Below are 25,548 nucleotides of genomic sequence, written 5' to 3' on the forward strand. Positions count from 1 at the left end.
TATCAACCGTATTCGCATGTTAATCGGCATCACGCAAAGGAGCTTGCATGGCTGGTCCACTGAACAAAGGCATTTTGGGCTTGAGCCTGTTGGCGCTGCTTACCGCGTGCGGCAAAGAGGGCCCCAAAGAGCCTCTGTCCCCCCGGGTGTATGTACAGCAGGTGAGCACCCGCGAATTCGCCCCGCCAATCCAGCTCAGCGGTGATATCCAGGCCCGGGTCGAAACCCAGCTGTCATTCCGGGTGGGCGGCAAGATTATCGAGCGAACGGTCGATGTGGGTGACCACATCCAGGCCAACCAGGTTCTCGCGCGCCTCGACCCCAAAGACCTGAAGATCCAGGTCGAGACCGCCCAGGCCAGCGTCAACGCGCAACAGGCGCAAGTGGTGCAAACCCGCGCTGCGTTTGTGCGTCAGCAAAAGCTGCTGCCCAAAGGCTACACCAGCCAAAGCGAATATGACGCCGCCAACGCTGCCCAGTTGAGCGCCCAAAGCGCCCTGGCAGCGGCACAGGCGCAGTTGGCCAATGCCCGTGACCAACTGAGCTACAGCAACCTGAAAGCAGAGGCACCCGGGGTGATTACCGCGCGCCAGGCCGAAGTGGGCCAAGTGGTGCAGGCCACCATGCCGATTTTTACCCTGGCCCGCGATGGTGCCCGCGATGCCGTGTTTAACGTGTATGAATCGTTGTTTATCGAGCCACCCAAAGACCCCACCGTACAGGTCACGCTGCTGAGCGATCCGACGATCAAGGTCAACGGCCAGATCCGTGAAATCACTCCCACGGTTGCAGCACAAAGCGGCACGCTGCAGATCAAGGTGCAGCTCGACGCCTTGCCCAAGGGCATGGACCTGGGCTCGATTGTCAGCGTCAACCTGACCCCGCCACCAAGCCGCAGCATCGAGCTGCCGTGGTCGGCCTTGACCAAGGACATCAGCGAACCGGCCGTGTGGATCGCCGACGAGCAAAGCAATGTGCGCCTGCAGCGGGTCAAGGTCGGGCGCTATCTGACCGGCAGCGTGATCGTCAGCGACGGTCTCAAGGATGGAGAAAAAGTCGTGGTCGCAGGCGGGCAGTTGTTACATCCCGGCATGAAGGTTGAAATCGCCACCGCACCGGCCGAGGGGGTGCAGCTATGAGGCGCTTATGGATGATACCGCTGGCTGCCGCCATGCTGATGGCCTGCTCTGAACCCCAGCCGCCCGAACCGGTGCGCCCGGTTCTTTATGTAGTGGCCAAACCCGATCTGGCACAAGATCTGGGCCGTTTTGCCGGCAACATCGAAGCACGCTACGAAAGCACCCTGGGCTTTCGGGTGCCGGGGCGCATTGTGCGGCGTTATTACGATGTGGGCGCGGTGGTGAAACAGGGTGACATTCTGGCCAACCTCGACCCCACCGATCAGCAAAACCAGCTACGTGCGGCCCAGGGCGACCTGGCCAAGGTGCAGGCGCAATTGATCAACGCCAGAGCCAACGCCCGCCGTCAGCAAGAGCTGTTCGACCGTGGCGTGGGTGCTCAGGCCCAGCTCGACACCGCGCAAGCTGACCTCAAGACCACACTGGCCTCGATGCAACAGGCGCAGGCTGCGGTCAATCAGGCTCAGGACCAGCTCAGCTACTGCAACCTGCGCGCCGACCATGACGCCGTGATCACCCAGTGGCAAGCCGAAGCCGGGCAAGTAGTGAGCATTGGCCAGGAAGTCGTCACCCTGGCCCGTCCCGAGATCAAAGAGGCCGTCATCGACCTGCCTGGCCCGCTGGCCGAGGCTCTGCCCAAGGGCATCGAGTTCCTCGTCGCCGGCCAGCTCGACCCGAATATCAACACCCACGCCCATGTGCGCGAAATCGCCCCGCAAGCCGACAGTGCTACGCGTACCCGGCGCACCCGCCTGACGCTGGACCAGACCCCGGCAGCATTTCGCCTTGGCAGTTCGGTGAGCGTGACCGTCAGCAGCCCGACGGCTGAACACTTCCAGTTGCCGCTCACCGCTCTGCAGGAAGTCGACGGCCACAGCCGTGTATGGATCATTGACAGCGCCACTCAAACCGTCAGCCCGCGCGACGTCAGCGTACTGCGCCGCGACGCACACAACGTGCTGTTGTCGGGTGGCATCAAAACCGGCGACAGGGTCGTCAGTGCAGGCGTACACAGCCTCGCCCCCGGGCAGAAAGTCAGACTCGATAAGGAAAGCTCGCAATGAATGGGAAGTTCAACCTGTCCGAGTGGGCCCTGAAGCACCAGTCATTTGTCTGGTATTTGATGTTTGTGGCGGTGGTCGCCGGGATTTTTTCGTACATCAATCTGGGCCGCGCTGAAGACCCGTCCTTCGCCATCAAGACCATGGTGATTCAGTCCAAATGGCCCGGTGCTACGGTCGACGAGACCCGGCTGCAAATCACCGACCGCATCGAGAAAAAACTGGAGGAGCTGGATTCCCTCGACTACGTGCAGAGCTACACCCGCCCCGGCGAGTCCACGGTGTTTGTGTTCCTCAAGGACACCACCAAAGCCGATGCCATCCCGCATATCTGGTATGAGGTGCGCAAAAAAATCGGCGATATTCGCGGCGACTTCCCCCAGGGTATTCAAGGCCCGGGGTTTGACGATGAGTTCGGCGATGTCTACGGCACCATCTTCGCCTTCACCGGCGACGGCTTCACCATGCGCCAGCTGCGCGACTATGTAGAGCAAGTGCGCACCGGCATCCGCGATGTCCCCAATCGCGGCAAAGTGATGACCATCGGCGAGCAGGACGAAACGTTCTACCTGGATTTCTCGACCCGCAAACTGGCGGCCCTTGGCCTTGACCAGCAGCACATCCTCGAAAGCCTGCAAGAGCAGAACGCCGTGACCCCCGCCGGGGTGATCGAGGCGGGGCCGGAGCGCATGTCGGTGCGTACCTCGGGGCAGTTCCACAGCGTTGAAGACCTGGCCGCAGTGAATCTGCGGGTCAACGATCGCTTTTACCGCCTGGCCGACATTGCCGAAATCACCCGCGGTTATGTGGACCCGGCAGCGCCCATGTTCCATTACAACGGCAAGCCGGCCATTGGCCTGGCCGTGGCCATGATCGATGGCGGCAATATTCAGGAGTTTGGCAAAGAGCTGCAGCAACGTATCGACGACCTGACCGCGCAGTTGCCGGTAGGGGTTGGCGTGCACATGGTGTCCAATCAGGCACAGGTGGTGGAGGTGGCCGTCAGCGGCTTTACCAGTGCGCTGTTTGAGGCCGTGGTTATCGTACTGGCGGTGAGCTTTATCAGCCTGGGCCTGCGTGCGGGGCTGGTGGTAGCTATTTCGATCCCGCTGGTACTGGCGCTGGTGTTCGTGTTTATGGAGTTCACCGGCATCGCCATGCAGCGTGTATCGCTGGGTGCGCTGATCATCGCCCTGGGCCTGCTGGTGGACGACGCGATGATCACGGTGGAGATGATGATCACACGGCTCGAGCTGGGGGAAACCAAGGAGCAGGCGGCCACCTTTGCCTATCACTCCACGGCATTCCCGATGCTCACCGGTACCCTGGTGACCGTGGCCGGCTTTGTGCCCATCGGCCTGAACAACAGCTCGGCGGGGGAGTACACCTTCACCCTGTTTGCGGTGATCGCCGTGGCGATGCTGGTGTCGTGGGTGGTGGCGGTGCTGTTCGCGCCGGTGCTGGGCGTGCATATCCTCAGCGCCAAGGTCAAACCCAAGCCCGAGAAACCCGGGCGTCTGGCCCAGGCCTTCGACACGGCCCTGCTGTGGTGCATGCGTTATCGCTGGACGACCATTGGCGCCACGGTGCTGATGTTTGTGCTGGCGGTGTTCGGCATGGGGCTGGTGCAGAACCAGTTTTTCCCGGCCTCCGACCGCCCCGAGATTCTGGTGGACCTGAACCTGCCGCAAAATGCCTCGATCCAGGAGACGCTCAAGGTCACCCAGCGTTTTGAAGAATCGCTCAAGGGCGATGACGATATCGTGCGCTGGAGCTCGTACATCGGTGAAGGCGCGATCCGTTTCTACCTGCCGCTCGATCAGCAACTGCAAAACCCCTTCTACGCCCAGCTGGTGATTGTCAGCAAAGGCCTGGAAAGCCGCGACGCCCTGATCGAACGGCTGAACAAACGCCTGCGCGAGGACTTTGTGGGCGTCGGCAGTTTCGTGCATACCCTGGAACTGGGGCCGCCAGTGGGCCAACCGCTGCAATACCGGGTTAGCGGGCCGAACATTGACCTGGTGCGCAAATACTCGATCGACCTGGCCTCCGTGCTCGATACCAACCCTAACGTCGGCGAAACCATCTTCAACTGGAACGAACCCGGCAAGGTGTTGCGCATCGACATCGCCCAGGACAAGGCCCGCCAGTTCGGCTTGTCGTCAGAGGACGTGGCCCATGTGATGAACAGCATCGTCAGCGGTGCCGCCGTCAGCCAGGTCAAGGACAACATCTACCTGATCAACATCGTCGGGCGGGCCAACAGCAGCGAGCGCGGTACCCCCGAAACCCTGCTCAACCTGCAGATCACCACCCCCAGCGGTACATCGATCCCGCTATTGGCTTTTGCCACGGTGCGCTACGAGCTTGAGCAGCCGCTGATCTGGAGCCGCGACCGGATCCCCACCCTGACCCTCAAGGCCTCGGTACGCGGTTCGATGCAACCGACTGATCTGGTCAAGGTGCTCAAGCCCGACGTCGACAAGTTCGCTGCCAACCTGCCTGAAGGCTACAACGTGCAAACCGGCGGTACGGTAGAGCAAAGCGCCAAGGCTCAGGGCCCGATCGCCAAGGTGGTGCCGTTGATGCTGTTCCTGATGGCCACCTTCCTGATGATCCAGCTGCAAAGCGTGCACAAGATGTTCCTGGTGGTCAGTGTCGCGCCATTGGGGCTGATTGGCGTGGTGCTGGCGCTGGTGCCCACCGGCACGCCGATGGGCTTTGTGGCGATCCTGGGGATTCTGGCGCTGGTGGGGATCATTGTGCGTAACTCGGTGATCCTGGTGACCCAGATCGACCAGTACGAACGCGACGGCTTTGATCCGTGGCACGCCGTGATGCAAGCCACCCAGCATCGTCGTCGGCCGATTCTGCTGACTGCGGCAGCGGCCAGCCTGGGCATGATCCCGATTGCCCGTGACGTGTTCTGGGGGCCAATGGCCTACGCCATGATCGGCGGCATTCTATCGGCGACCTTGCTTACGCTGTTGTTCCTGCCAGCGCTGTATGTGGCTTCGTACAAGATCAAGGAAAACAAGAACCCGCCGCCAGAACATACGTAAACCTGTGGGAGCGGGGTGATTGTTGTGAATTTACGAATGCCGGTATCAAGACAGCGGTCTTTATCTGTCTGAAGGCAGATGTGAACCTAGCCCCACGCCTGAACCAATACGGAGTGTTGTCATGAGTTCTTCACAACCCAGAGTTGCCATCATCACCGGCGCCTCGCGCGGCATTGGTGCCGTTATTGCCAAACAGTTGGCCGGGGAAGGTTTTGCCGTAGTCATCAACTACGCCAGCAGTGCTGGCGAAGCTACCCAACTGGTCGCCCAACTGCGTGAGGACGGCCATGAAGCGATTGCCGTGCAGGCAGACGTGAGCAGCGCTGGCGACGTAAAGCGTCTGTTCGATGAAACCGAGGCGCAACTGGGCAAGGTCGATGTGCTGATCAACAACGCGGGGGTGCTCAAGGTACTGCCGCTGGCCCAGCACAGCGACGAGCTGTACGAACAGACCTTCAACATCAACACCAAAGGCACATTCAACACCCTGCGCGAAGCGGCCACGCGGTTGAACGGCGGCGGACGCATCGTCAATTTTTCGAGTAGTACGGTGGGCATGAACCTGCCAGGTTACGCGGTGTACATCGCCAGCAAGGCAGCGGTGGAGTCGTTGACCCAGGTATTTGCCAAGGAACTGCGCGGGCGGCAGATCACGGTCAATGCCGTGGCGCCGGGGCCGGTGGCGACGGAGTTGTTTTTGCACGGCAAGACCGAGGAACAGATCCAGACCTTTTCCAAGATGCCGCCACTGGAGCGTCTGGGCCAGCCACAAGACATCGCCAACATTATCTCGTTTCTGGTGAGCCCGGCGGCGGACTGGGTCAACGGGCAGGTTTTGCGGGCCAATGGCGGGTTGGTGTAAGCAATTGCAAAAGCGCCCTCACCCCAACCCTCTCCCGGAGGGAGAGGGAGCTGATTGGGGGATATTTGAGAGTTTCGGCAATCTGACAGTTTAAGTTGAATCCAGTATCAACTCGGTCAGTCCCCTCTCCCTCCGGGAGAGGGTCAGGGTGAGGGGCTCCTGGCTCTTGCCTTGGCCTTTTAGCGCTGCGCCTGCGCCTGCCCCTGCTGCATCACCCACTGCACCACTTGTGGCATCAGCCCATCACTGGCCTGGCCAAAACCTGCGACCACGCCCGGCACCATCGGGTTACTCAGCGGCTGGCGCGCCTCAAAGCGTTTGGAGGCAATCACCCGCTGATCGCTGCTGCGAACCAGACGGGCGTTGTACTGGATCAGCACTTCCGGGCTTTTGCCGTTGTAGTGCGTCTGAAACGCCAGCAACTCCCCACCCAGCTCGTAATCGGACTGCAAGTTGCTGTCATCGGTACTCAAGCCCTGAATCCGCCCGTCCTGCAAGAACGCCTCAAGCAGACGGTTGCGCAGCAGCACCGGCGCCGTATCGCTCCAGCGTGCGCCCTTGTAGTTGCTGATCAGGTTGCCTTCTGGCACCACCACGATGTTCTGGCTGTTAAGCGCGCCAGTGGTCATCGGCTTTTCCAGACGCAACGACCACTTCACGGGCGCACCCTGGCTTGCAGTCATGGGCGCTTGCGTAGCCGGCAGTCGATACACGTCGACTATCTCGGGTTTGGGCAGAATCGAGCAGGCGCTGAGCAGGCTCAGGCCGGCCGCAAGGACGATGGTACCGGCCAGGCGATAAGTGCGCTTCATGGGGTGAATTCCTTGTTCTGCTCGCGGCCCAGCAAGTAACCGCTTGGGTTGGATTCCAGGCGCCGCGAGATCGAGCGCAGTGTGCCAAGGGTTTCGCGCAGTTCGTTGACTGCAGGGCCAAGCTGATTCAGCCCCTGCAGGCCGCTGTTGAGCGAGTCCTCATTGTTATTGATCAGTTTGTTGATCGTCGCCGTGCTCTGCTGCAGCGAATTCATGGCCTGTTCGGCACTGTTGAACATCTGCTTGCCTTCGGTGCTCAACAGGCCGTTGGCGTTGCGCATCAGCACGTTGGTTTGCTCAAGCGTGACACTGGCCTGCTTGCCAACCTGGGCCAGCTGTTTCAACGTCTGGCTGATGTCGCCGCGCTGGCCGGCAATGGCCGTGGTGGTTTGCTCAAGGTTATCCAGGGTCTTGCTCACGCGATCGACGTTGTCTTCGGAAAACAGCCGGTTGGCGTTATGCAGCAGCATATTGACGTTAGCCATCACGTCGCTGCCATCGGTGAGCAGGCGGGCAATGGGTGAAGGCGAGGCCACGATTTCCGGCAGCTTGCCGTCCTTGCCCTTGAGGGGCGGGCTGTTGGGGTCGCCGCCACTGAGCTGGATGATCGAAGTTCCGGTTACCCCGGTCAGCGCCAGCTTGGCCTTGGTGTCTACCTTCACCGGCGTACTGGCGGCCAGACGAATGCGCGCCAGTACCCGGCGCGGGTCCTTGTCGTCCAGGCGCAGCTCAATCACGTCGCCCACCTTGATGCCGTTGTATTGCACCGAGCTGCCTTTGGACAGGCCGCTGACCGCTTCGTTGAACACCACTTCGTAATCCTTGAACGTGCTGTCCATGCTCGCCTTGGCCAGCCACAGGCCGAACAGCATGGCCCCGACGACAACCAGGACGCTGAACAGGCCGATCAATACATGATGGGCACGGGTTTCCATGTCATTGCTCCTTGAGGTGGGTTGCCGCTTCGTATGCGGCGCGGCCACGGGGGCCATGGAAATAGTCATGAATCCACGGGTCGTCGTAGTCTTCGACCTCACTGATGGGCGCCGCCACCAGCACCCGTTTTTGCGACAACACCGCCACCCGGTCGGTGATGGTGTACAACGTGTCGAGGTCGTGGGTAACGAGGAACACGCTCAAACCCAGCGCATCGCGCAGGGTCAGAATCAGTTGGTCGAAGGCCGCCGCACCGATCGGGTCGAGCCCGGCAGTGGGTTCGTCGAGAAACAGGATGTCCGGGTCCAGCGCCAGCGCCCGGGCCAGCGCAGCGCGCTTGACCATGCCGCCGGACAGCGAGGACGGGTATTTGTCTGCCGCCGACAGGGGTAACCCCGACAGTGCCAGCTTGACGCACGCCAGGTGCTCGGCATCAGGTCGGCTCAGGCCGGCGTGTTCGATCAGGGGCAGGGCGATGTTCTCTTTTACCGTCAGCGAAGAAAACAGCGCGCCCATCTGAAACAGCACACCAAAGCGCCGCTCGATCATTGAGCGGGCCTGTTCATCAAGGCTCATCAAGTCCTGGCCAAATACCCGGACTTGCCCCTCAGTAGGGCGACGCAGGCCGACAATACTGCGCAACAGCACGGACTTACCGGTACCGGAACCGCCAACCACACCGAGAATCTCACCTTTGTACACATCAAGGTCGAGGTGTTCATGCACGGTCTGGCTACCAAAGCGGTTGCACAGGTCACGCACCTCGATCACTGCCTCGCCGGGCTTGCGCAGGGACGTACTCACCAGCCCATCTCCATAAAGAACAACGCGGCCACGGCGTCGAGGACGATCACGATAAAGATAGATTGCACCACGCTGGACGTAGTGTGGGCGCCCACCGACTCGGCGCTGCCGCTGACTTTAAAGCCCTCAAGGCAGCCCACTGCAGCAATCAGAAAGGCAAAAAACGGCGCTTTGACCATGCCTACCAAAAAGTGCTGCACGCCGATATCCGAGTGCAGCAGCGAAATAAACATGTCCGGCGAGATGCCCAAAGACACCACGCACACCACGGCACCGCCGAGGATGCCCGCCATCATGGCCATGAACGTCAGCAGCGGCAGGGAAATCAACAAGGCCAGCACCCGTGGCAGCACCAGCAAGTCCATCGGGTCGAGGCCCAGGGTGCGGATGGCGTCTATTTCTTCGTTGGCTTTCATCGAGCCGATTTGTGCGGTAAAGGCACTGGCCGTGCGGCCTGCCAGGAGGATGGCGGTGAGCAACACGCCGAATTCACGCAGGAAGGAAAACGCCACCAGGTCAACGGTAAAAATCCCCGCACCAAAGTTGGCCAGTACCGTGGCACCGAGAAACGCCACTACGGCGCCCACCATAAAGGTCAGCAACACCACGATCGGTGCGGCGTTAAGACCGATCTGCTCGATATGTGCCACCACTGGGGTGATGCGCCATTGCTTGGGGCGAAACAGGTTGCGCGCCAGGGTTTGCAGGATCAGGCCGATAAAACCCAGCAGTTGCAGGGTGTCTTGCCACAGTTTATAGACAGCGCTGCCGATACGGCTGAGCAACAGGATGCCGACGTTCTGTTCCTTGGCTGAGACCGGCACACAAAAATCGCGCATCGAGGAATAGACCGTTTGAAGCAAGGCACGATCGGCGGCGGGGAGCTTTTGTGCGGTTTCGGTCAACTGACTGACGCGCTCGGCACCCAGCAGCTCCACCAGCAACGAAGCCCCGGCTGTATCAATGCTGGACACATCGTCCAGATTGATGGCGGTCTGTTCATCGTATTGGCCGACCAGTTGCTCGGTCTGCTGCTTGAGGCGGGTGTAATGGGCAAGCGTCCAATCGCCGCTGATCAACAGCCGCGCCGGATTACCGGAAGTGTCTAGTTGGGCATTGCCCGCCATGGCCGTAATAGTCTTAAGCTCCCAGCTCAGTACGTTTAAACGCAGACCTTATGTAATAGCACAATCCTGCAAAAGTGTTTCAGTTTGCCTTAACAACCGCAGGCGCAGATTGATCCAGGTTAACCCTGAAGCGCAAAACCCCGATCAACTGCCCATCCTCGGTCAACACCCGGACTTGCCAGCGGCCCACCGGGTCCGGCGGGAAGTTCTGCTTGTGGGTCCAGGCGCGATAACCCTCTTTGCGCCCGCCATGAATATCCAGGGCGATACGGTCGACTTCCTGGCCGTTGAGTTGCCACACATGGTAAATCCGCTCATTCAAACCCCGGGGCGCATTGATCGAGGTATAGGCGTACAGGCCACGGCTGCGCAGCTCGCTGACGCTGATGTGCTTGATGCTCTCGCCCGGTGTGCGGTCCTGCAACTGGGTGGTTACGGCCACTTCGGTCATCCACAGCGTAGCCGGTGGCACCCAGGAGCGCAGCAGCCAGCCGGTACCGCCCAAAGCCAGGACAATCAGGGGCAACACCAGCCAGCCACGCCAGGTTTTGAGCGGCAGGCTCACGGCCAGGCTGGGGATGGACAGCAGCACGGCGGTGCCCAGCGCCAGCTTGTAGCTCTCGGAGGTGGTGAGGTTGAGGATGATCGGCAAGGCCGTCAGCATGGCCGCGAACAGGGCCAGTGTATGCAGGGCCAGAAACAGCCAGCGCCGGGGCGCCAGCCATTTGTAATACAGCGGGTCAATGATGGCGATCAGTGCGCACACCCCTAGAAGCCCGGTAAACACCAGCTGTCCGCTGTTCCAGGTAGTGGTGATAAAGAAAAACGGCAGGACAAAGAAAAAACTTTCCTGATGGATCATCTGGGTTGCATAGCGCAGCAACGGTTCAGGTATTTCGCGCTTGAACACCCGGCTGAACAGCTGGGTAAAGGTGTTTTCCAGCATCAGCCAGACCCAGCTCACCAGCAGGATCACGGCGATCCAGCGGGCCATGCCTTGCTGGCGGTCGACCAGAATAAAACTGCCCACGCCCGAGCAAAAACCAAACGCCGCAATCAGCCCTGGATAGCGCTTCATCAATTCAAGGATGCGCTGTACGTAGTGGTTCCAGTTTGGCATTCGGCGGTTCACATTCTGTAAAAGGAAAATCCTCGACAGAATAGCGTTTTAGGCGCTCCGCGTCCGGGGCGATTGAAGGGTCGCGGTATCCTTCGGCGCCGTGCAATCAATGCCCGTGACTTCTGCCCACATGGCTGGGCTCGCCTTCCGGTGCGCTGACCGAGCCGCTGACTTCCAGTTGCTGCAATATCCCGCAATGCTCGCCGTTCGGCCCTTCGCCACAGCGTTGGCGCAGGTCGAGCAGTTGCGCCTGCAAGGCCAGCAAGCTGTCGACCCGCGCCTTGACGTGGTGGATATGCTCGTCGATCAGCGCATTCACGCTTTCGCATTGGTCCTGGGGGCTGTCGCGCAGGTTGAGCAGGCTGCGGATTTCTTCCAGGGTCATGTCCAGGCTGCGGCAATTGCGGATAAACGTCAGCCGTTCGACATGGGCCTGGGTGTACAAACGGTAATTGCCTTCACTGCGCGCAGGCTCCGGCAGCAGCCCTTCGCGTTCGTAATAACGGATGGTTTCGACCTGACAGTCGGTCAATTTCGCCAGCTCACCAATTTTCATCACGCCGATCTCCAAAAGGATGCTTGACCCTATAGTGGCTACAGGGTCTTTACTTGGCAACAGGCACCTTTTCCGGACGCAACCTGATGAGCGATTCCATTCACACCCCGCACAAGCACGACCACGATCATGGCGACAAGCATGACCATGCCAGCCATGCCCATAGCTGCTGCTCGGCCCCTGCCGGCCCCAGCGTGATCAAGCTCGACACTGCCCTGACGGCGGGGGCTCGCCTGAGCAGTTTTCGCATCGAAGCGATGGACTGCCCCACCGAGCAGACCCTGATCCAGAACAAGTTGGGCAAGCTGGCGGGTGTGCAGCAGCTGGAATTCAACCTGATCAACCGGGTGTTGGGCGTGACCCATGACCTGCCGTCCGTCGAGCCGATTATTGACGCGATCAAATCCCTTGGCATGCAGGCCGACCCCATTGATTCCGGTGCCGACGCGACCCCGCCTGCACCGCCGGCCAAAAAGCACTGGTGGCCGCTGGCCGTGGCCGGTATTGGCGCACTGGCAGCGGAAGTGCTGCATTTCACCGATGCGGCGCCTACATGGGTGATCGCGCTGGTGGCGTTGGTGTCGATTCTCAGTGGTGGCCTGACTACCTATAAAAAGGGCTGGATTGCCCTGAAAAACCTCAACCTGAACATCAATGCACTGATGAGCATTGCCGTGACCGGCGCCGTGCTGATCGGCCAATGGCCGGAAGCGGCCATGGTGATGTTCCTGTTTACTGTGGCTGAGCTGATCGAAGCCAAATCCCTCGATCGTGCACGCAATGCCATCAGCGGCCTGATGCAAATGGCGCCGGACAAGGCCACCGTGCAGCAGGCGGATGGCAGCTGGGTTGAGCTTGAGGTCAAAGACATTGCCCTGGGCAGCCTGGTCAGGGTACGGCCGGGCGAGCGTATCGGCCTGGACGGTGAAGTGGTAGCGGGCAACTCCACAGTCGATCAGGCGCCGATCACCGGTGAAAGCCTGCCCATCGAGAAAGCGCTGGGCGACAAAGTCTTCGCGGGCACCATCAACCAGTCCGGTGCCCTGGAGTACCGGGTGACGGCAGCGGCCAACAACTCGACCCTGGCGCGGATCATTCATGCCGTGGAGCAAGCCCAGGGCGCACGGGCGCCGACCCAGCGATTTGTCGACAGCTTCGCAAAAATCTATACCCCGCTGGTGTTCGTCTTCGCCCTGGCGGTGGCCGTGATCCCGCCTTTGTTCATGGGTGGCGTGTGGTTTGACTGGATCTACCGCGCGCTGGTGTTGCTGGTAGTGGCGTGCCCTTGTGCGTTGGTGATTTCGACGCCGGTCACCATCGTTAGCGGTCTGGCGGCTGCGGCCCGCAAAGGGATTCTGGTCAAGGGCGGGGTGTACCTGGAAAGTGGCCACAAGCTCGACTTTCTGGCCCTGGACAAGACCGGCACCATTACCCACGGCAAACCGGTGCAAACCGATTACCTGCCGCTTGATCCGCTGGTCACGGACAGTGCTGTGCTGCTGGCCGCGAGCCTGGCTTCGCGTTCCGACCACCCGGTATCACTGGCGGTGGCCAATGCGGCTGTGGATAAAAACCTGCAACTGCTCACTGTGGATAACTTCACGGCGCTGGCAGGACGCGGTGTGCGCGGCGAAATCGACGGCAAGCTGTACCACCTGGGCAATCACTGTCTGGTAGAAGAACTGGGCCTGTGCTCACCGGCGCTGGAAGAAAAACTGTTTGCGCTGGAAGAGCAGGGCAAAACCGTGATTTTACTGTGCGACAGCGCGGGTCCCATGGCGTTGTTCGCGGTGGCGGATACGGTCAAGGAAACCAGTCGCGAAGCGATCCGCGAGTTGCATGAGTTGGGCATCAAAACCTTGATGCTCACCGGCGACAACCCGCACACCGCCAACGCCATTGCCGCCCAGGTCGGTATCGACGAAGCCCAAGGCAACCTGCTGCCAGAGGACAAGCTCAAGGCGATCGAAGCGCTGTATGCCAAGGGCCATCATGTCGGCATGGTGGGCGACGGGATCAACGACGCCCCGGCGCTGGCACGCGCCGAGATTGGTTTTGCCATGGCCGCGGCGGGCACGGATACCGCGATCGAGACCGCCGATGTCGCCCTGATGGACGATGATCTGCGCAAAATCCCGGCATTTATTCGCCTGTCACGCCAGACTTCGAGCATCCTCAAGCAGAACATTGCTTTGGCATTGGTCATTAAAGCGATCTTTCTTGCGGTAACCTTCCTCGGTTTGGCCACCATGTGGATGGCCGTATTTGCCGACATGGGCGTCAGCCTGTTGGTGGTCTTCAACGGTTTGCGCCTGTTGCGCAAATAGAACAAGAGAGGTCGCTGTGCTGAGTGCCGAGCTGAAAGCGTTTTACCGGGTGGCCCAACTGGGCAGTATTACGCAGGCCGCAAAAAAGCTCGGGCTCAGCCAGCCGACCGTGACCACGCAGATCCGCAACCTCGAAAGCCACTATGCCGTGGAGCTGTTCTACCGCGGGGGACGGCGCCTCACCCTTAGCGATGAAGGCGTGCGCCTGCTACCGATGGTCAAGGCGTTGTTGCAACAAGAAGCCGACATTGAGTTCTTTTTACGCAACAGCGGCCAGGGCACCGGCACGTTGCGCATTGCCGCGACCGCGCCGTATTACATCCTGGATCTGGTCAAAGCCTTTCGCGAGCGCTTGCCGCACATTGAAGTGTCGGTGGATATCGGTAATTCCCAGCAAGTGCTGGAGGCGCTGGACGAGTACCGGGTCGATATCGCAGCTTCCTCCCAACTGGTAGAAGACCCACGCCTGATCCGCCGCATCCTGGGTGCCGATCCGCTGGTGCTGGCGGTGCATCGCAGTCACCCGCTGGCCAAGCTTGAGCATGTGCCATTGAGTGCGCTTGCCGGGCATTGTCTGTTGATGCGCGAACAGGGTTCGACCACGCGCAAGTTGACGGAAGATCTGCTTGCAAGTGCCGGTGTCAGCTTTGGCCCGCTGCTGGAAATCGGTAGCCGGGAGTCGATCCGCGAAGCTGTGCTGCGCAACATCGGCATCAGCATCATTGCCCGGCAAGAAGTACCCCACGATCCGCAGCTTCGGGTGCTGACGCTGGAGAATGCGCCGGTGATCCATGAGTACCTGTACTGCCTCAAAGAGCGAAAATCTGCGCGCTTGCCAGCGGCGTTTCTGGGGCTGGCGCAAGAAATGGCGGGTTGTTAAAGCCCCTGTGTCACTGCACTGCACTGACCTGCTTTTGCTTTTAGTCCCCTCTCCCTCCGGGAGAGGGTTAGGGTGAGGGGCTCTTGATACTTGCCCACACCCAAATCCACCAATACCACTATCGGTAGCTTTAGCCTTGCTGCCACATCTTGTACGCATTGCGTCTCTAGGATGACCCCATCTGCTTGATGAGGTGCATCCATGAACAGCTCGAACGCAACCGCTATGACCCAACCTGGCGTACCGATGAAGGTGCGCAATGTGAGCAAGCGCTTTGGCGCCTTTACCGCACTGGACAATGTCTCGCTGGATGTGGCCGCAGGCGAGCTGGTGTGTCTGCTCGGGCCCTCCGGTTGCGGCAAAACCACGCTGTTGCGCTGTATCGCGGGGCTTGAGCGCCAGGACAACGGTGCTTTGTATCTGGGGGATCGCGATGTATCCGAGCTGGCGCCGCAAGCCCGTGACTACGGGATTCTGTTTCAGTCCTACGCCCTTTTTCCCAATCTGACCGTTGAAGCAAATATCGCCTACGGTCTGGCGGGCAGCAATCGCGATGTGGTGCGCAAGCGCGTCGGCGACATGCTGGAGCTGGTGGGCCTGACCGGCAGTGAAAAGAAGTTTCCGGGCCAGCTTTCCGGTGGCCAGCAGCAGCGAGTTGCCCTGGCCCGAGCCCTGGCGCCATCGCCTTCGCTGCTGCTGCTCGATGAGCCGATGTCGGCGCTGGATGCCCGCGTACGTGAGCACTTGTGTACCGAGTTGCGCCAGCTTCAACGCAGCCTGGGCATCACCACGCTGATGGTCACCCACAACCAGGACGAGGCCATGCTCATGGCCGACCGCATTGCGGTGATGAACAACGGCAAAGTCGAGCAATACGCCACTCCGCAAGAAATCTACGACAAGCCGGCCACGCCCTTTGTCGCCGAGTTTGTCGGGCAGGGTAACTGGCTGCCGTTTTTGCGCAACAGCGCCACTCACGCCCAGGTTGGCGGTATGAACATGCGTCTGGCGGATGACGCTGGCCGCGCCGCCTCGGGGCGTTTGTTCTGCCGCCCCGAAGCCATCAGCGTCAATCCGCTGCTGCATCAGGAAAACCTGTTTCCGGCACGGGTGCGTGAAATCACCTTTTTGGGCAATCGCTGTCGCATGAGCTTTGAACTCAACCACCTGCCGGGCCATGCCCTGACGGCCGAAGTGGGCAGCCAGGACTTGCCGCGCCTCGGCACGCCGGACATTGTTGTCGCCCTGCCGCCTGCTAGCCTGCAGGTGTTTGCCTGAGATGGCCGCTGAAATGGCCCTGCCACTGACCGGCAAAATCCCCCGCCAAACCAGCCGTGCGGAACTCGGTGACCGCATTTTCGTGGTGGGCGGCAAACTCCTGTTACTGCTATTGCTGAGTGTCGCGGTGCTGATGCCGTTACTGGCGATCTTCTGGCGCGGTTTCAGTGCCGAAGACGGTCAGGGCGGCGGTTGGGTTGCAGCGCGGGAGCTGGTTACCAGCGCCAACTTTCACTGGTTGCTTGGCAATAGCCTTAAGGTTTCACTGAGCGTGGCGGCCATTGTCGTACCGCTGGCGTATCTGTTCGCCTACGCCTTGCAACGCACCATGATCCCCGGCAAGCGTATCTGGCGCGGGTTGTCACTGCTGCCATTGATGGCGCCTTCGATGTTGCCGGGCATCGCGCTGGTCTATCTGTTCGGTAACCAGGGCATGTTGCGTGGACTGATTTCGGACAATATCTACGGCTTCTGGGGGATTGTTCTCGGGGAAGCGATCTACACCTTCCCGCACGCCTTGATGATTTTGCTATCGGCTTTGTCGCTGGCCGATGCGCGCCTGTTTGACGCCGCCTCAAGCATGGGCGCCGGTCCCTTCAAAGCCTTTCGCAGCATTACCTGGCCAGGCACCAAACAGGCCGTGTTCGCAGCATTTTGTCTGGTTTTCACCCTGACCATCACCGACTTCGGCGTGCCGGTTGTGGTGGGGGGTGACTATCAGGTGCTGGCGCTGGAAGCCTACAAGGCCGTAGTCGGCCAGCAGCAATTCGGTCGCGGTGCCTTGATCGGCATGGTTTTGCTGTTGCCGGCCCTGTTCAGTTTTGGCGTCGATGCCTGGTTGCGCCGTCAGCAGGGTGACTCGATGAGCGGCCGCGCCCAGGTGTTCAAGCCGGTGCCGTCGAAAGTCCGTGACCGCTGCTATCTGGCCATTGTGCTGCTGATTTGCGCCACCTTGCTGCTGGTGTTCGGGATGGCGGTGTATTCGTCGCTGGTCAAGTTCTGGCCATACAACCTGTCACTGTCGCTCAACCACTACCAGTTCAACGACACCGCTGGAGGAGGCTGGTTGGCCTACCGCAACAGCGTGACGATGGCGTTATGTACGGCGGTGATCGGTAGTGCGGTGATCTTTACCGGCGCCTATCTGATGGAAAAAACCAGAAGCCAGAAGGGGCTGAATCTGGCCTTGCGCATGCTCAGCTTTGTGCCGATGGCTGTGCCGGGCCTGGTGCTGGGGCTGGGCTACGTGTTCTTTTTCAACCTGCCGGGCAATCCGCTGCATGTGCTCTACGGCACCATGACCCTGCTGGTGGCCTGCACCATTGCGCATTATTTGACCACCGCACAAATGACGGCCACCACGGCCCTGCGCCAGCTCGACAGCGAATTTGAAGCCGCTGCACTGTCGCTCAAGGCACCGTTGTATCGCCACTACTGGCGCGTCACCGTGCCGATTTGCCTGCCGGCGCTGCTGGACATCATGCGCTACCTGTTTGTCTCGGCGATGACCACCGTGTCAGCGGCGATCTTTCTCTACAGCCCCGACACCATCCTGGCGGCGGTGGCGGTGCTGAACATGGACGATGCCGGCAACGTGGGCGGCGCGGCGGCCATGTCGACCTTGATTCTGTTCACTTCGGCGGGTGTATCCCTGCTCCTGGCCCGGGCTTCGCGCGGCTTGCTGCGCCGTTCCCAGGCCTGGCGCCAGGGTGCGCCCGCGCCATAACAATAACCCTGCCCCTACACCCAAAAGGAACCGCACCATGTTCAAGCCTCTTGCTCTTGCCGCTGCAGTCCTCAGCGCTTTTAGCTTTAACGCGTTCGCTGCCAAAACCGAACTGACCGTGTACACGGCCCTCGAAGCCGAACAGCTCAAGACCTACAAGCAGGCCTTTGAAAAGGCCAACCCGGACGTCGAGATCAAGTGGGTGCGCGATTCCACGGGCATCATTACCGCCAAGTTGCTGGCTGAAAAAGCTCGCCCGCAAGCCGATGCGGTGTGGGGCCTGGCCGCCTCCAGCCTGGCGATTCTGGACCAGCAGGGCATGCTGCAAAGCTACGCGCCCAAAGACCTGGCCAAGATTGGCGGCAACTACCGTGATGCGGCCAACCCGCCGGCCTGGGTAGGCATGGACGTGTGGGCTGCGACCATTTGCTTCAACACCATCGAGGCCGAAAAACAGGGCCTGAGCAAGCCGGTGAGCTGGCAAGACCTGACCAAGCCTGAATACAAGGGCAAGATCGTGATGCCCAACCCGGCCTCGTCCGGTACCGGTTTTCTGGACGTGAGTGCCTGGTTGCAAACGTTCGGTGAGAAGCAGGGCTGGCAGTTTATGGATGACTTGCACCAGAACATCGGCCAGTACGTCCATTCGGGTTCCAAGCCTTGCAAACTGGCGGCTGCAGGTGAGTTCCCGATTGGTATCTCGTTTGAATACCCGGCCGTGCAGCTCAAGCGTCAGGGGGCGCCGCTGGATATCGTGTTGCCCAAAGAAGGCCTGGGCTGGGAAATCGAGGCTACGGCTGTAATCAAAGGCACCCCGCACGAAGAGGCAGCCAAAAAGCTGGCTGATTTCTCCGCAAGCCCGGCGGCGATGGAGCTTTATAAAGAGAACTTCGCGGTACTCGCCCAGCCTGGCATCGCCAAGCCACAGACCGAGCTGCCAGCCGACTACGAGCAGCGCCTGATCAAGAACGACTTCGCCTGGGCCTCGCAGAATCGCGACAGCATCCTGGCCGAGTGGCGTAAGCGCTATGACGGCAAGTCCGAGAAAGTGGCGCAGTAAAGCCCCTCACCCCAACCCTCTCCCAAAGGGAGAGGGAGCTTGATCGGGGTGTTCCCGACTAATGTGTACGACTCAAATCTGCTCCCTCTCCCTTTGGGAGAGGGCTGGGGTGAGGGTTGCGGCTTACCAAGGGCTCGAGCATGTCCCAATCCGATTCAATCCTTATCGTCGGCGCCGGTATTCTGGGCTTGTCCCACGCCTATGCTGCGGCAAAACGCGGGCTCAAGGTGCACGTCTTCGAACGCACCGCCACGCCACTGGGCGCCTCGGTGCGCAATTTCGGCCAGGCGCTGGTCACCGGCCAACCACCGGGCGTGATGCTCGATCTGGCCCGTGCCAGCCGCAGCATCTGGGCTGATTGGGCACAACGCGCAGGCTTTGATCTCAAGCGTAATGGCTCATACCTTTTCGCCCGCACCGAAGCCGAAGAGCACTTGCTCGAAGCTTTCTGCCAAGGTCGAGCACGGGAGTTCGGTTATCGCGTCGAATTAGTGCGCGGTGCAGAAATGGACGCTCTTTATGGTGGTCAATTCAGCCATCACCGCGCCGCTTTGCATGGCCTTGACGACCAGCAGGTGTATTCACGCGAAGCCATCCCGGCCCTTATCAATTTTTTGCACGGTGAGCTGGGCGTCGAATTTCATTTTTCGACCCTGGTGCGCGAGGTCGAACCCGGTCAGGTCCACACCACGGCGGGCAGTTTCAAGGGGGCGCAGGTGATTGTGTGTTCGGGTCACGACTACCTGACCTTACTGGCCGAGCCGCTGGCCAGACTCAACCCGCAGGTTTGCCGTCTGCAAATGCTGCGCGTGCGGCCCAAGATCGATTTGAAGCTACAACATGCTCTGCTGACCGGCCTGAGTTGCGTGCACTACGGCGCATTCGCCGACTTGCCCGAAGCAGCGCCCGTGCAGGCCGAAATCCTGCGCGACAGCCCGTACCTGGATGAGCACGGCATCCATCTGCTGATCAGTCCTACGCCTTATGGTGATTTGATCGTCGGCGATTCTCACGATTACAGTCGGGATCCTTCACCTTTCAACGGCGAGCAGGTGGATAACTGGATGCTGCAACTGTGCCAAGAAACCCTGGGCTGTGAAGTGCAGGTGGTGGAGCGTTGGCAGGGCGTCTATGGTGCCAGGGGGGCCAGGCCATTCACCTGGCTGGAGGTCGAGCCCGGCCTGAATGCGGCGCTGATGCACACGGGTGTGGGCATGAGCGTGGGGCCGGCGATGGCCGAGGGCAATATTGCCCGGATGCTGGAGAAGATGTGATGACACATGCGCAGCAAGTGGTTGAAGACGTTTTTGGTTTGTATCAGCAATACGGCACCGACGATTACATCGGTGAGCCGGTGTCACAGATCGAGCATATGTCTCAGGCCGCGCAGCTTGCGCTGGATGAAGGTTATGACGATGAAGTGGTGTTGGCCGCTTTCTTTCACGATATCGGGCACTTTTGCGGCAAGGATGCGCAGAACATGGGCGGCTACGGGGTGCTCAGCCATGAGCGGATTGGCGCCGATTACCTGCGCCGTGCCGGGTTCAGCGAGCGGCTGGCCAAGCTGGTGGAATACCATGTACAGGCTAAGCGTTACCTGACCTTGCGCCAACCGGGGTACTACGCGCTGTTGAGTGAGGCGAGCATTCGCACGCTGGGTTATCAGGGCGGTGTGATGAGCGAGGCCGAGGCGGATGCATTCGAGCAGGACCCGTTGTGCCAACTGAGCCTGCGCATGCGGGTGTGGGATGAGCAGGCCAAGGCGATGCATGTGCCGGTGATCGACCTGCACATCCTCAAGGCCAAAGCCGTGCGCCTGTTAGAGGGTTAAGTACCCATTCTTGTGGGAGCCGGTACTTAGATCTGCTCTGCCAACGCCTCGATCTGCTCCTGACGCTCAGCCTGGCTCAACTTCGCATGCGGGTTGAGCGACGACCATTGCGGGTGCGCGCGGGCTTTGTTCAGGGCTTCGGGCAGTTTGCCCTCGCGCCAGGTCTTGTCCTGCGGGGTGGCGACCTTGATGCTGTCTACGGCCGCATGCCCGCGAGCATTCAGCGCATGCAGCAATTGCCGTTGACGCAGGGCCAGCAGGCGCAACACGCTGTCGTCCACGGTCAATTCGCGCTGGCCCTTGAGTTTGCCCAGCAAGCGGCTGCCGTAGCTGCGTGCGGTTTGCAGTGCACCACCGGCAATGGCCCCGGCCAGCGCTGCCGCGCCCAGGGTCAGGCCACCGACCATCAAGTCCACACCGGCCCCGGCTGCCGCGCCTGCAGCAATCCCGCTACCGACCCGTACACCCAGTTGCTTGAGGGTCTCGGGGTTGAACAAGTCATCGCCCCAACGCCCGTCGAGCAACGGCAAATCGCTGGCCGCCGCATCGCTGGTACGAAAGCCATACAGTTTGAGCATGGCTTCAACGCAGCGTTGCTCACGCTGGCGGATCGCTTCGCGCAGTTGCTGGATGGCTTGTTGCTCGGCGGCTTTTTCGCTGGCCACGCTACGACGGCAGGCGGCGCAGTCGATCAGCAGTTCGGCAATCAGGCGCATGGCGCTGTGCTTGCGGGCTTCGCGCTGGGCCTCCTGGTCAGTGATCAAACGTTGCAGCGCCCCGCGTGAATGCTCCAGCAACAGCGCCAGGCTTTCATACAAGCGGCGCTCGCCATCTTCGGGCGGGGCCACGCTGTCGAACCGCACCAGCGCATGCAGGCCCAGGCGGGCCAAGGCCTCGCGCCACTCGGGCTCGCGGTGTTGCGGGCTGCTGACAAAGTTGAGCACCGGCAGCAGCGGCTTGCCGCAACTGGCCAGTACGCTGAGTTCGTCGCGGTATTTGGCCAGTACTGGTTCGCGGGCGTCGATTACATACAGCCCGGCGTCCGAGGCGAGCAATTGGCGCAGTACTTTGGCTTCCTGCTCAAAGCGCTGGCGCGCCTCGCTGCCTTCGAGAAAGCGCGTGACCCGCGCCGGGCCATCCAGGCGTTCACCGGGGTGGTCGAGGCGTTCAAGGTAGTCGAGCAGGGCGATGGCATCTTCAAGCCCCGGCGTGTCGTACAGCTCCAGCAACGGCTCGCCGTCTACCGACAGCCGGGCGCCCTCGACATGGCGCGTGGTGCTGGGGCGATGGGACACTTCGCCAAAGCCGACATCCCGGGTGAGGGTGCGCAGCAATGAGGTTTTGCCGACATTGGTATGGCCGACCACGGCCAGCGTCAGTGGCTTAGTCATGGCCTGTCTCCAGCCAGTTGAGTGGCGCGCTGGCGGCGAACGGCAAGCCCAGCTTTTGCAGCGCGGTGTGCCAATCGCCCAGGCGATCGGCGTCCAGTGCCTGACCGGGTGGCGCTTGCAGCAGCCAGATGCGGGTTTCGCGGGCACTGCGCGCCAGTTCGCCGATCAGCGCCAGGCTGCCGCGATCCGGCGAGCGCCGCGGGTCGCAGGCAATGGCCAGGCGCGCGGGGGGGAAACGAGTCATTTGTTCCAGCAGTTTTTGCCGGGACTCGCGGCTGTCGAGGATGCCTGCGTCCTTGACCATTGCCGGCAATTGGGGCGGCCAGGGGTGCTGGTCGTCCAGCTCGATGGCCACGATCAAGGCCCCATCGGTTTGCAGGTCGCTGTGCCCGGCCTGCACGTTGTGCAATTGCTCGGGGGCCATGTCATTTACGCCCAGGCGCTCGCTGCTGGGCATCAGACGCTCGCGCAACTGGCTGTAGCCGGGCAGGTTGAGGTCCAGCTGCAGCGCGTTGCGCCCGATTTTCCAGCGCCACAGGCACAAGGCTGCCAGCAGCAGGCGCGGGATCACGCCGTAAATCAGCACTACACCTACCAGCCAGACCGCCCACGCCTGACGCACCAGTTCGTTGTTGTAGAGGCTGGTGTCGTTGCTGATGCGGATCATCTCCACGGTGGGCACGCTCATGCCCAGCCAGTTGGGCAGGGCGCCGAGGGCGCGGGTGGCGGCGACAAACACATCGGCCCCCAGAATTGTGGTCTCCCAGATAAAGCCATAGCGGCGCGTGGCCATAAGCAGCAGCATCATCACCAGCGCGCTGAGCATCGCCAGCAGCCACAAGCCATTGACCAGCGTACCCAGTGCCCAGCGATTGAGTTTGCGCCGTTGCAACAACAGCACCAGGGCCGGGGCCAATTGTGCGGCCTTGGCGTCACGGGCGAGTTTTTCACTGAGCCACAGCCACAGGCGGCCGAGGCTGGCGCTGTGTTCACCGGCAAAAAGCAGGCCGGTTGCCCAGCTCAGAAGCAGTATCAGGTTGAGCCCCAGCAGGCTGCCCAGGGCCCAGAACACATTGACCGGGGTTTGCCCGTCGCCCAGGGCCGCGAATGCCAGCCCGGCGCCGCTGATCACGGCCAGCACGGCCAGTACCAGCAGCGCCAACCGCGCACCTTGCAGCCAGTGCTGCATGGCGGCGAGCAGGCCGTCGCGCTCGGCCAGCCACAGGGCGCGGTTTTGCAGGCGTGTGGGCAAGTCGCCTGCCGTGGTTCGGGCGCGGCGATTGGCTTCAAGGTCGTCCAGCGGGCCCGCGTGCTCTTCGCGCAGGCGCACGGTTTCGGTCAGCCAGAGGCGCTGTAGCGGGGTAAGTTGAGTCACGCGACATTCCATTCAAGTGAACCAAGAGCATAACCGCTGTTAGTCAGGCAGGGTACTGTCGGCGCGGGCGGCTCTGGTATCCTCGGCGCCATGAAAAAAACACTCCCCCTTAGCCTGATCGCGGCACTCGCTGAAAACCGTGTGATCGGCGTCGACAACAGCATGCCGTGGCATTTGCCTGCGGATTTCAAATATTTCAAGGCCACCACCCTGGGCAAGCCGATCATCATGGGCCGCAAGACCTGGGATTCGTTGGGTCGGCCGTTACCGGGTCGCTTGAATCTGGTGGTCAGTCGTCAGACTGATTTGCAGTTAGAAGGTGCCGAGGTGTTTGCATCTCTTGAGGCGGCCGTGGAGCGTGCCCAAGCGTGGGCAATCGAGCAGGGCGTCAGTGAAGTGATGCTGATTGGCGGCGCGCAGCTGTACACCCAGGGTTTGGCGGATGCCGACCGGTTGTACCTGACGCGAGTGGGCCTGAGCCCCGAAGGGGATGCGTGGTTTCCTGAGTTTGATCAGGCGCAGTGGAAACTGGTGTCGCAAGAGAAGCACGAGGCTGCGGATGGCAAGCCGGCGTTCAGTTTTGAGGTGTGGGAAAGGGCTTAAGGTCAAAAGCCCCTCACCCTAAACCTCTCCCGGAGGGAGAGGGGACTAAAAGCAAAAGCAGATCTTCGCAACACCACAGATCGGCTCCCTCTCCCTTTGGGAGAGGGCTGGGGTGAGGGTCGGCTTTTTAAGCGTGCGCCAGATCACCATGATCGTCTTCAGCCAGGATGGCCTTGTCGGTCTGGTTCAGGATCTGGCTGGTCACGGTACCTGCCACCATCGAACCGCTGACGTTCAGCGCAGTACGGCCCATGTCGATCAGGGGCTCGACCGAAATCAGCAGCGCCACCAGAGATACCGGCAAGCCCATGGCCGGCAACACGATCAGTGCAGCGAAGGTTGCACCACCGCCCACACCGGCCACGCCTACCGAACTCAAGGTCACAATGGCCACCAGCGAAGCAATCCACACCGGGTCGAGCGGGTTGATACCCACGGTCGGGGCAACCATCACGGCCAGCATGGCCGGGTACAGACCGGCACAGCCGTTCTGGCCAATGGTTGCACCAAACGAGGCAGCAAAGCTGGCGATCGAAGACGGAATCCCCAGACGACGGGTTTGCGCTTCGATGCTCAGCGGGATGCTGGCCGCGCTCGAACGACTGGTGAAAGCAAATGTCAGAACCGGCCATACCTTGCGGAAGAAACGAAGCGGGTTAACCCCGGAAAACGACACGATCACGCCGTGAATCACAAACATCAACGCCAGCGCGATGTAAGACACCACCACAAAGCTGCCCAGCTTGATGATGTCCTGGACGTTGGACATGGCAACCACTTTGGTCATCAGGGCCAGTACGCCGTACGGGGTCAGTTTCATCACCAGGCGCACCAGGCGCATCACCCAGGCTTGCAGGGTGTCGATGGCGCTGAGGATCTTGCCGCCTTTTTCCGGCTCGTCCTTGAACAGCTGCAACGCGGCGATGCCCAGGAATGCAGCGAAGATCACCACGCTGATGATCGAGGTCGGCTTGGCCCGCGCCAGGTCGGCAAACGGATTTTGCGGGATAAACGACAGCAGCAGTTGTGGCACGTTCAGGTCTGAAACCTTGCCCGCGTAGTCGCTCTGGATCACTTGCAGGCGGCTCATTTCTGCAGCGCCGGCCACCAGGCCATCGGCGGTGAGGCCGAACAGGTTGGTCAGACCGATACCGACAAGTGCTGCGATCATGGTGGTGAACAGCAGCGTGCCGATGGTCAGGAAGCTGATCTTGCCCAGGGACGAGGCGTTATGCAGACGGGCTACGGCGCTCAGGATCGACGCGAACACCAGCGGGATCACGATCATTTGCAGCAGTTGTACGTAACCGCTGCCAACCAGATCGAACCAGCCGATGGAGGCTTTCAGGGTCGGGCTGTCTGTACCGTAGGTCAGGTGCAGGCACAGGCCGAACACCACGCCTATAACCAGCGCCAGCAAGACTTTTTTCGCCAGGCTCCACGCGGTGTGGCGGGTCAGCGACAAGCCGAACAGCAACGCGAGGAACACCAGCAGATTGAGGATCAGCGGGAAATTCATGAAAGCTCCGAGGGGACGACTTGTACCAGTCTTGGATGTAACTATTGCGAACCGGAAATCGTAACAGGTTGATATATCT

General features: G+C 60.9%; 21 protein-coding genes. 12 read left to right on the forward strand and 9 right to left on the reverse strand.

All coding sequences use genetic code 11. From position 1 onward, the window contains the following. The first annotated feature begins 47 nt into the window (after positions 1 to 47). The 4 genes from CJU81_RS07440 to CJU81_RS07455 all read left to right on the forward strand — a co-directional run bounded on the left by CJU81_RS07440 (position 48) and on the right by CJU81_RS07455 (position 6,124). Positions 48 to 1,139: an efflux RND transporter periplasmic adaptor subunit gene (locus CJU81_RS07440; RefSeq protein ID WP_095036095.1), complete on the forward strand. Its 1,092-nt coding sequence runs from the start codon at positions 48 to 50 to the stop codon at positions 1,137 to 1,139. Continuing rightward, positions 1,136 to 2,203, forward strand: coding sequence for an efflux RND transporter periplasmic adaptor subunit (locus CJU81_RS07445; protein WP_095036096.1), 1,068 nt, complete (start codon positions 1,136 to 1,138; stop codon positions 2,201 to 2,203). Before CJU81_RS07440 ends, CJU81_RS07445 begins: the two co-directional genes overlap by 4 nt. Continuing rightward, complete coding sequence (locus CJU81_RS07450; protein WP_095036097.1) at positions 2,200 to 5,262, forward strand: efflux RND transporter permease subunit; 3,063 nt, start codon at positions 2,200 to 2,202, stop codon at positions 5,260 to 5,262. The genes CJU81_RS07445 and CJU81_RS07450 overlap by 4 nt, the downstream gene beginning before the upstream one ends. Before the next feature lie 121 nt (positions 5,263 to 5,383). Next, complete coding sequence (locus CJU81_RS07455) at positions 5,384 to 6,124, forward strand: SDR family oxidoreductase (protein WP_095036098.1); 741 nt, start codon at positions 5,384 to 5,386, stop codon at positions 6,122 to 6,124. Between the two features lie 179 nt (positions 6,125 to 6,303). Here the strand turns inward: CJU81_RS07455 and CJU81_RS07460 are convergent, their stop codons facing one another. From CJU81_RS07460 to cadR, 6 genes are all read right to left on the reverse strand, one after another. Next, positions 6,304 to 6,936, reverse strand: a complete 633-nt coding sequence (locus tag CJU81_RS07460) for an ABC-type transport auxiliary lipoprotein family protein (protein ID WP_095036099.1) — start codon at positions 6,934 to 6,936, stop codon at positions 6,304 to 6,306. Next, a complete protein-coding gene (locus CJU81_RS07465; protein WP_095036100.1) occupies positions 6,933 to 7,871 on the reverse strand; it encodes an MlaD family protein in 939 nt (312 codons plus the stop codon). The genes CJU81_RS07460 and CJU81_RS07465 overlap by 4 nt, the downstream gene beginning before the upstream one ends. Position 7,872: 1 nt before the next feature. Next, positions 7,873 to 8,664 (reverse strand): ATP-binding cassette domain-containing protein, encoded by a 792-nt coding sequence (locus CJU81_RS07470; RefSeq protein ID WP_176464813.1) that lies wholly within the window; start codon positions 8,662 to 8,664, stop codon positions 7,873 to 7,875. A gap of 8 nt (positions 8,665 to 8,672) precedes the next feature. Next, positions 8,673 to 9,803 (reverse strand): ABC transporter permease, encoded by a 1,131-nt coding sequence (locus CJU81_RS07475; RefSeq protein ID WP_095036102.1) that lies wholly within the window; start codon positions 9,801 to 9,803, stop codon positions 8,673 to 8,675. Positions 9,804 to 9,882: 79 nt separating this feature from the next. After that, complete coding sequence (locus CJU81_RS07480) at positions 9,883 to 10,923, reverse strand: DUF5924 family protein (protein WP_095036103.1); 1,041 nt, start codon at positions 10,921 to 10,923, stop codon at positions 9,883 to 9,885. A gap of 106 nt (positions 10,924 to 11,029) precedes the next feature. After that, a complete protein-coding gene (gene cadR, locus CJU81_RS07485) occupies positions 11,030 to 11,479 on the reverse strand; it encodes a Cd(II)/Pb(II)-responsive transcriptional regulator (RefSeq protein ID WP_095027586.1) in 450 nt (149 codons plus the stop codon). An 86-nt stretch (positions 11,480 to 11,565) separates the two neighbouring features. Between cadR and CJU81_RS07490 the strand changes: the two genes are divergently transcribed. From CJU81_RS07490 to CJU81_RS07525, 7 genes are all read left to right on the forward strand, one after another. Then, on the forward strand, positions 11,566 to 13,806 hold the full coding sequence (locus CJU81_RS07490; protein WP_095036104.1) for a heavy metal translocating P-type ATPase: 2,241 nt from the start codon (positions 11,566 to 11,568) through the stop codon (positions 13,804 to 13,806). Between the two features lie 16 nt (positions 13,807 to 13,822). Continuing rightward, on the forward strand, positions 13,823 to 14,686 hold the full coding sequence (locus tag CJU81_RS07495) for a LysR family transcriptional regulator (protein WP_095036105.1): 864 nt from the start codon (positions 13,823 to 13,825) through the stop codon (positions 14,684 to 14,686). A gap of 201 nt (positions 14,687 to 14,887) precedes the next feature. After that, complete coding sequence (locus tag CJU81_RS07505) at positions 14,888 to 15,964, forward strand: putative 2-aminoethylphosphonate ABC transporter ATP-binding protein (protein WP_095027582.1); 1,077 nt, start codon at positions 14,888 to 14,890, stop codon at positions 15,962 to 15,964. A gap of 1 nt (position 15,965) precedes the next feature. Continuing rightward, complete coding sequence (locus CJU81_RS07510; RefSeq protein ID WP_095036107.1) at positions 15,966 to 17,690, forward strand: putative 2-aminoethylphosphonate ABC transporter permease subunit; 1,725 nt, start codon at positions 15,966 to 15,968, stop codon at positions 17,688 to 17,690. A 37-nt stretch (positions 17,691 to 17,727) separates the two neighbouring features. Further along, positions 17,728 to 18,750, forward strand: coding sequence for a putative 2-aminoethylphosphonate ABC transporter substrate-binding protein (locus tag CJU81_RS07515; RefSeq protein ID WP_095036108.1), 1,023 nt, complete (start codon positions 17,728 to 17,730; stop codon positions 18,748 to 18,750). Between the two features lie 140 nt (positions 18,751 to 18,890). Continuing rightward, positions 18,891 to 20,024, forward strand: coding sequence for a TIGR03364 family FAD-dependent oxidoreductase (locus CJU81_RS07520; protein ID WP_095036109.1), 1,134 nt, complete (start codon positions 18,891 to 18,893; stop codon positions 20,022 to 20,024). Continuing rightward, the gene (locus CJU81_RS07525) at positions 20,024 to 20,581 is read left to right on the forward strand and encodes a phosphonate degradation HD-domain oxygenase (RefSeq protein WP_095036110.1); all 558 of its coding nucleotides are present in this window, start codon (positions 20,024 to 20,026) and stop codon (positions 20,579 to 20,581) included. The genes CJU81_RS07520 and CJU81_RS07525 overlap by 1 nt, the downstream gene beginning before the upstream one ends. A 26-nt stretch (positions 20,582 to 20,607) precedes the next feature. Here CJU81_RS07525 and CJU81_RS07530 read toward each other — a convergent pair whose 3' ends face one another. Both CJU81_RS07530 and CJU81_RS07535 read right to left on the reverse strand, forming a co-directional pair. Then, a complete protein-coding gene (locus CJU81_RS07530) occupies positions 20,608 to 21,972 on the reverse strand; it encodes a GTPase/DUF3482 domain-containing protein (RefSeq protein WP_095036111.1) in 1,365 nt (454 codons plus the stop codon). Further along, on the reverse strand, positions 21,965 to 23,347 hold the full coding sequence (locus CJU81_RS07535; RefSeq protein WP_095036112.1) for a DUF2868 domain-containing protein: 1,383 nt from the start codon (positions 23,345 to 23,347) through the stop codon (positions 21,965 to 21,967). Before CJU81_RS07535 ends, CJU81_RS07530 begins: the two co-directional genes overlap by 8 nt. 90 nt (positions 23,348 to 23,437) lie before the next feature. Between CJU81_RS07535 and CJU81_RS07540 the strand changes: the two genes are divergently transcribed. Beyond that, positions 23,438 to 23,950 (forward strand): dihydrofolate reductase, encoded by a 513-nt coding sequence (locus CJU81_RS07540; protein ID WP_095036113.1) that lies wholly within the window; start codon positions 23,438 to 23,440, stop codon positions 23,948 to 23,950. Positions 23,951 to 24,077: 127 nt separating this feature from the next. Here the strand turns inward: CJU81_RS07540 and CJU81_RS07545 are convergent, their stop codons facing one another. Further along, positions 24,078 to 25,469 carry an L-cystine transporter gene (locus CJU81_RS07545; RefSeq protein WP_095036114.1) on the reverse strand — a complete coding sequence of 464 codons (1,392 nt, stop codon included), beginning with the start codon at positions 25,467 to 25,469 and terminating at the stop codon, positions 24,078 to 24,080. Between the last annotated feature and the right edge of the window lie 79 nt (positions 25,470 to 25,548).

It is taken from the genome of Pseudomonas fragi (assembly GCF_002269505.1).
GTDB lineage: Bacteria > Pseudomonadota > Gammaproteobacteria > Pseudomonadales > Pseudomonadaceae > Aquipseudomonas > Aquipseudomonas fragi_D.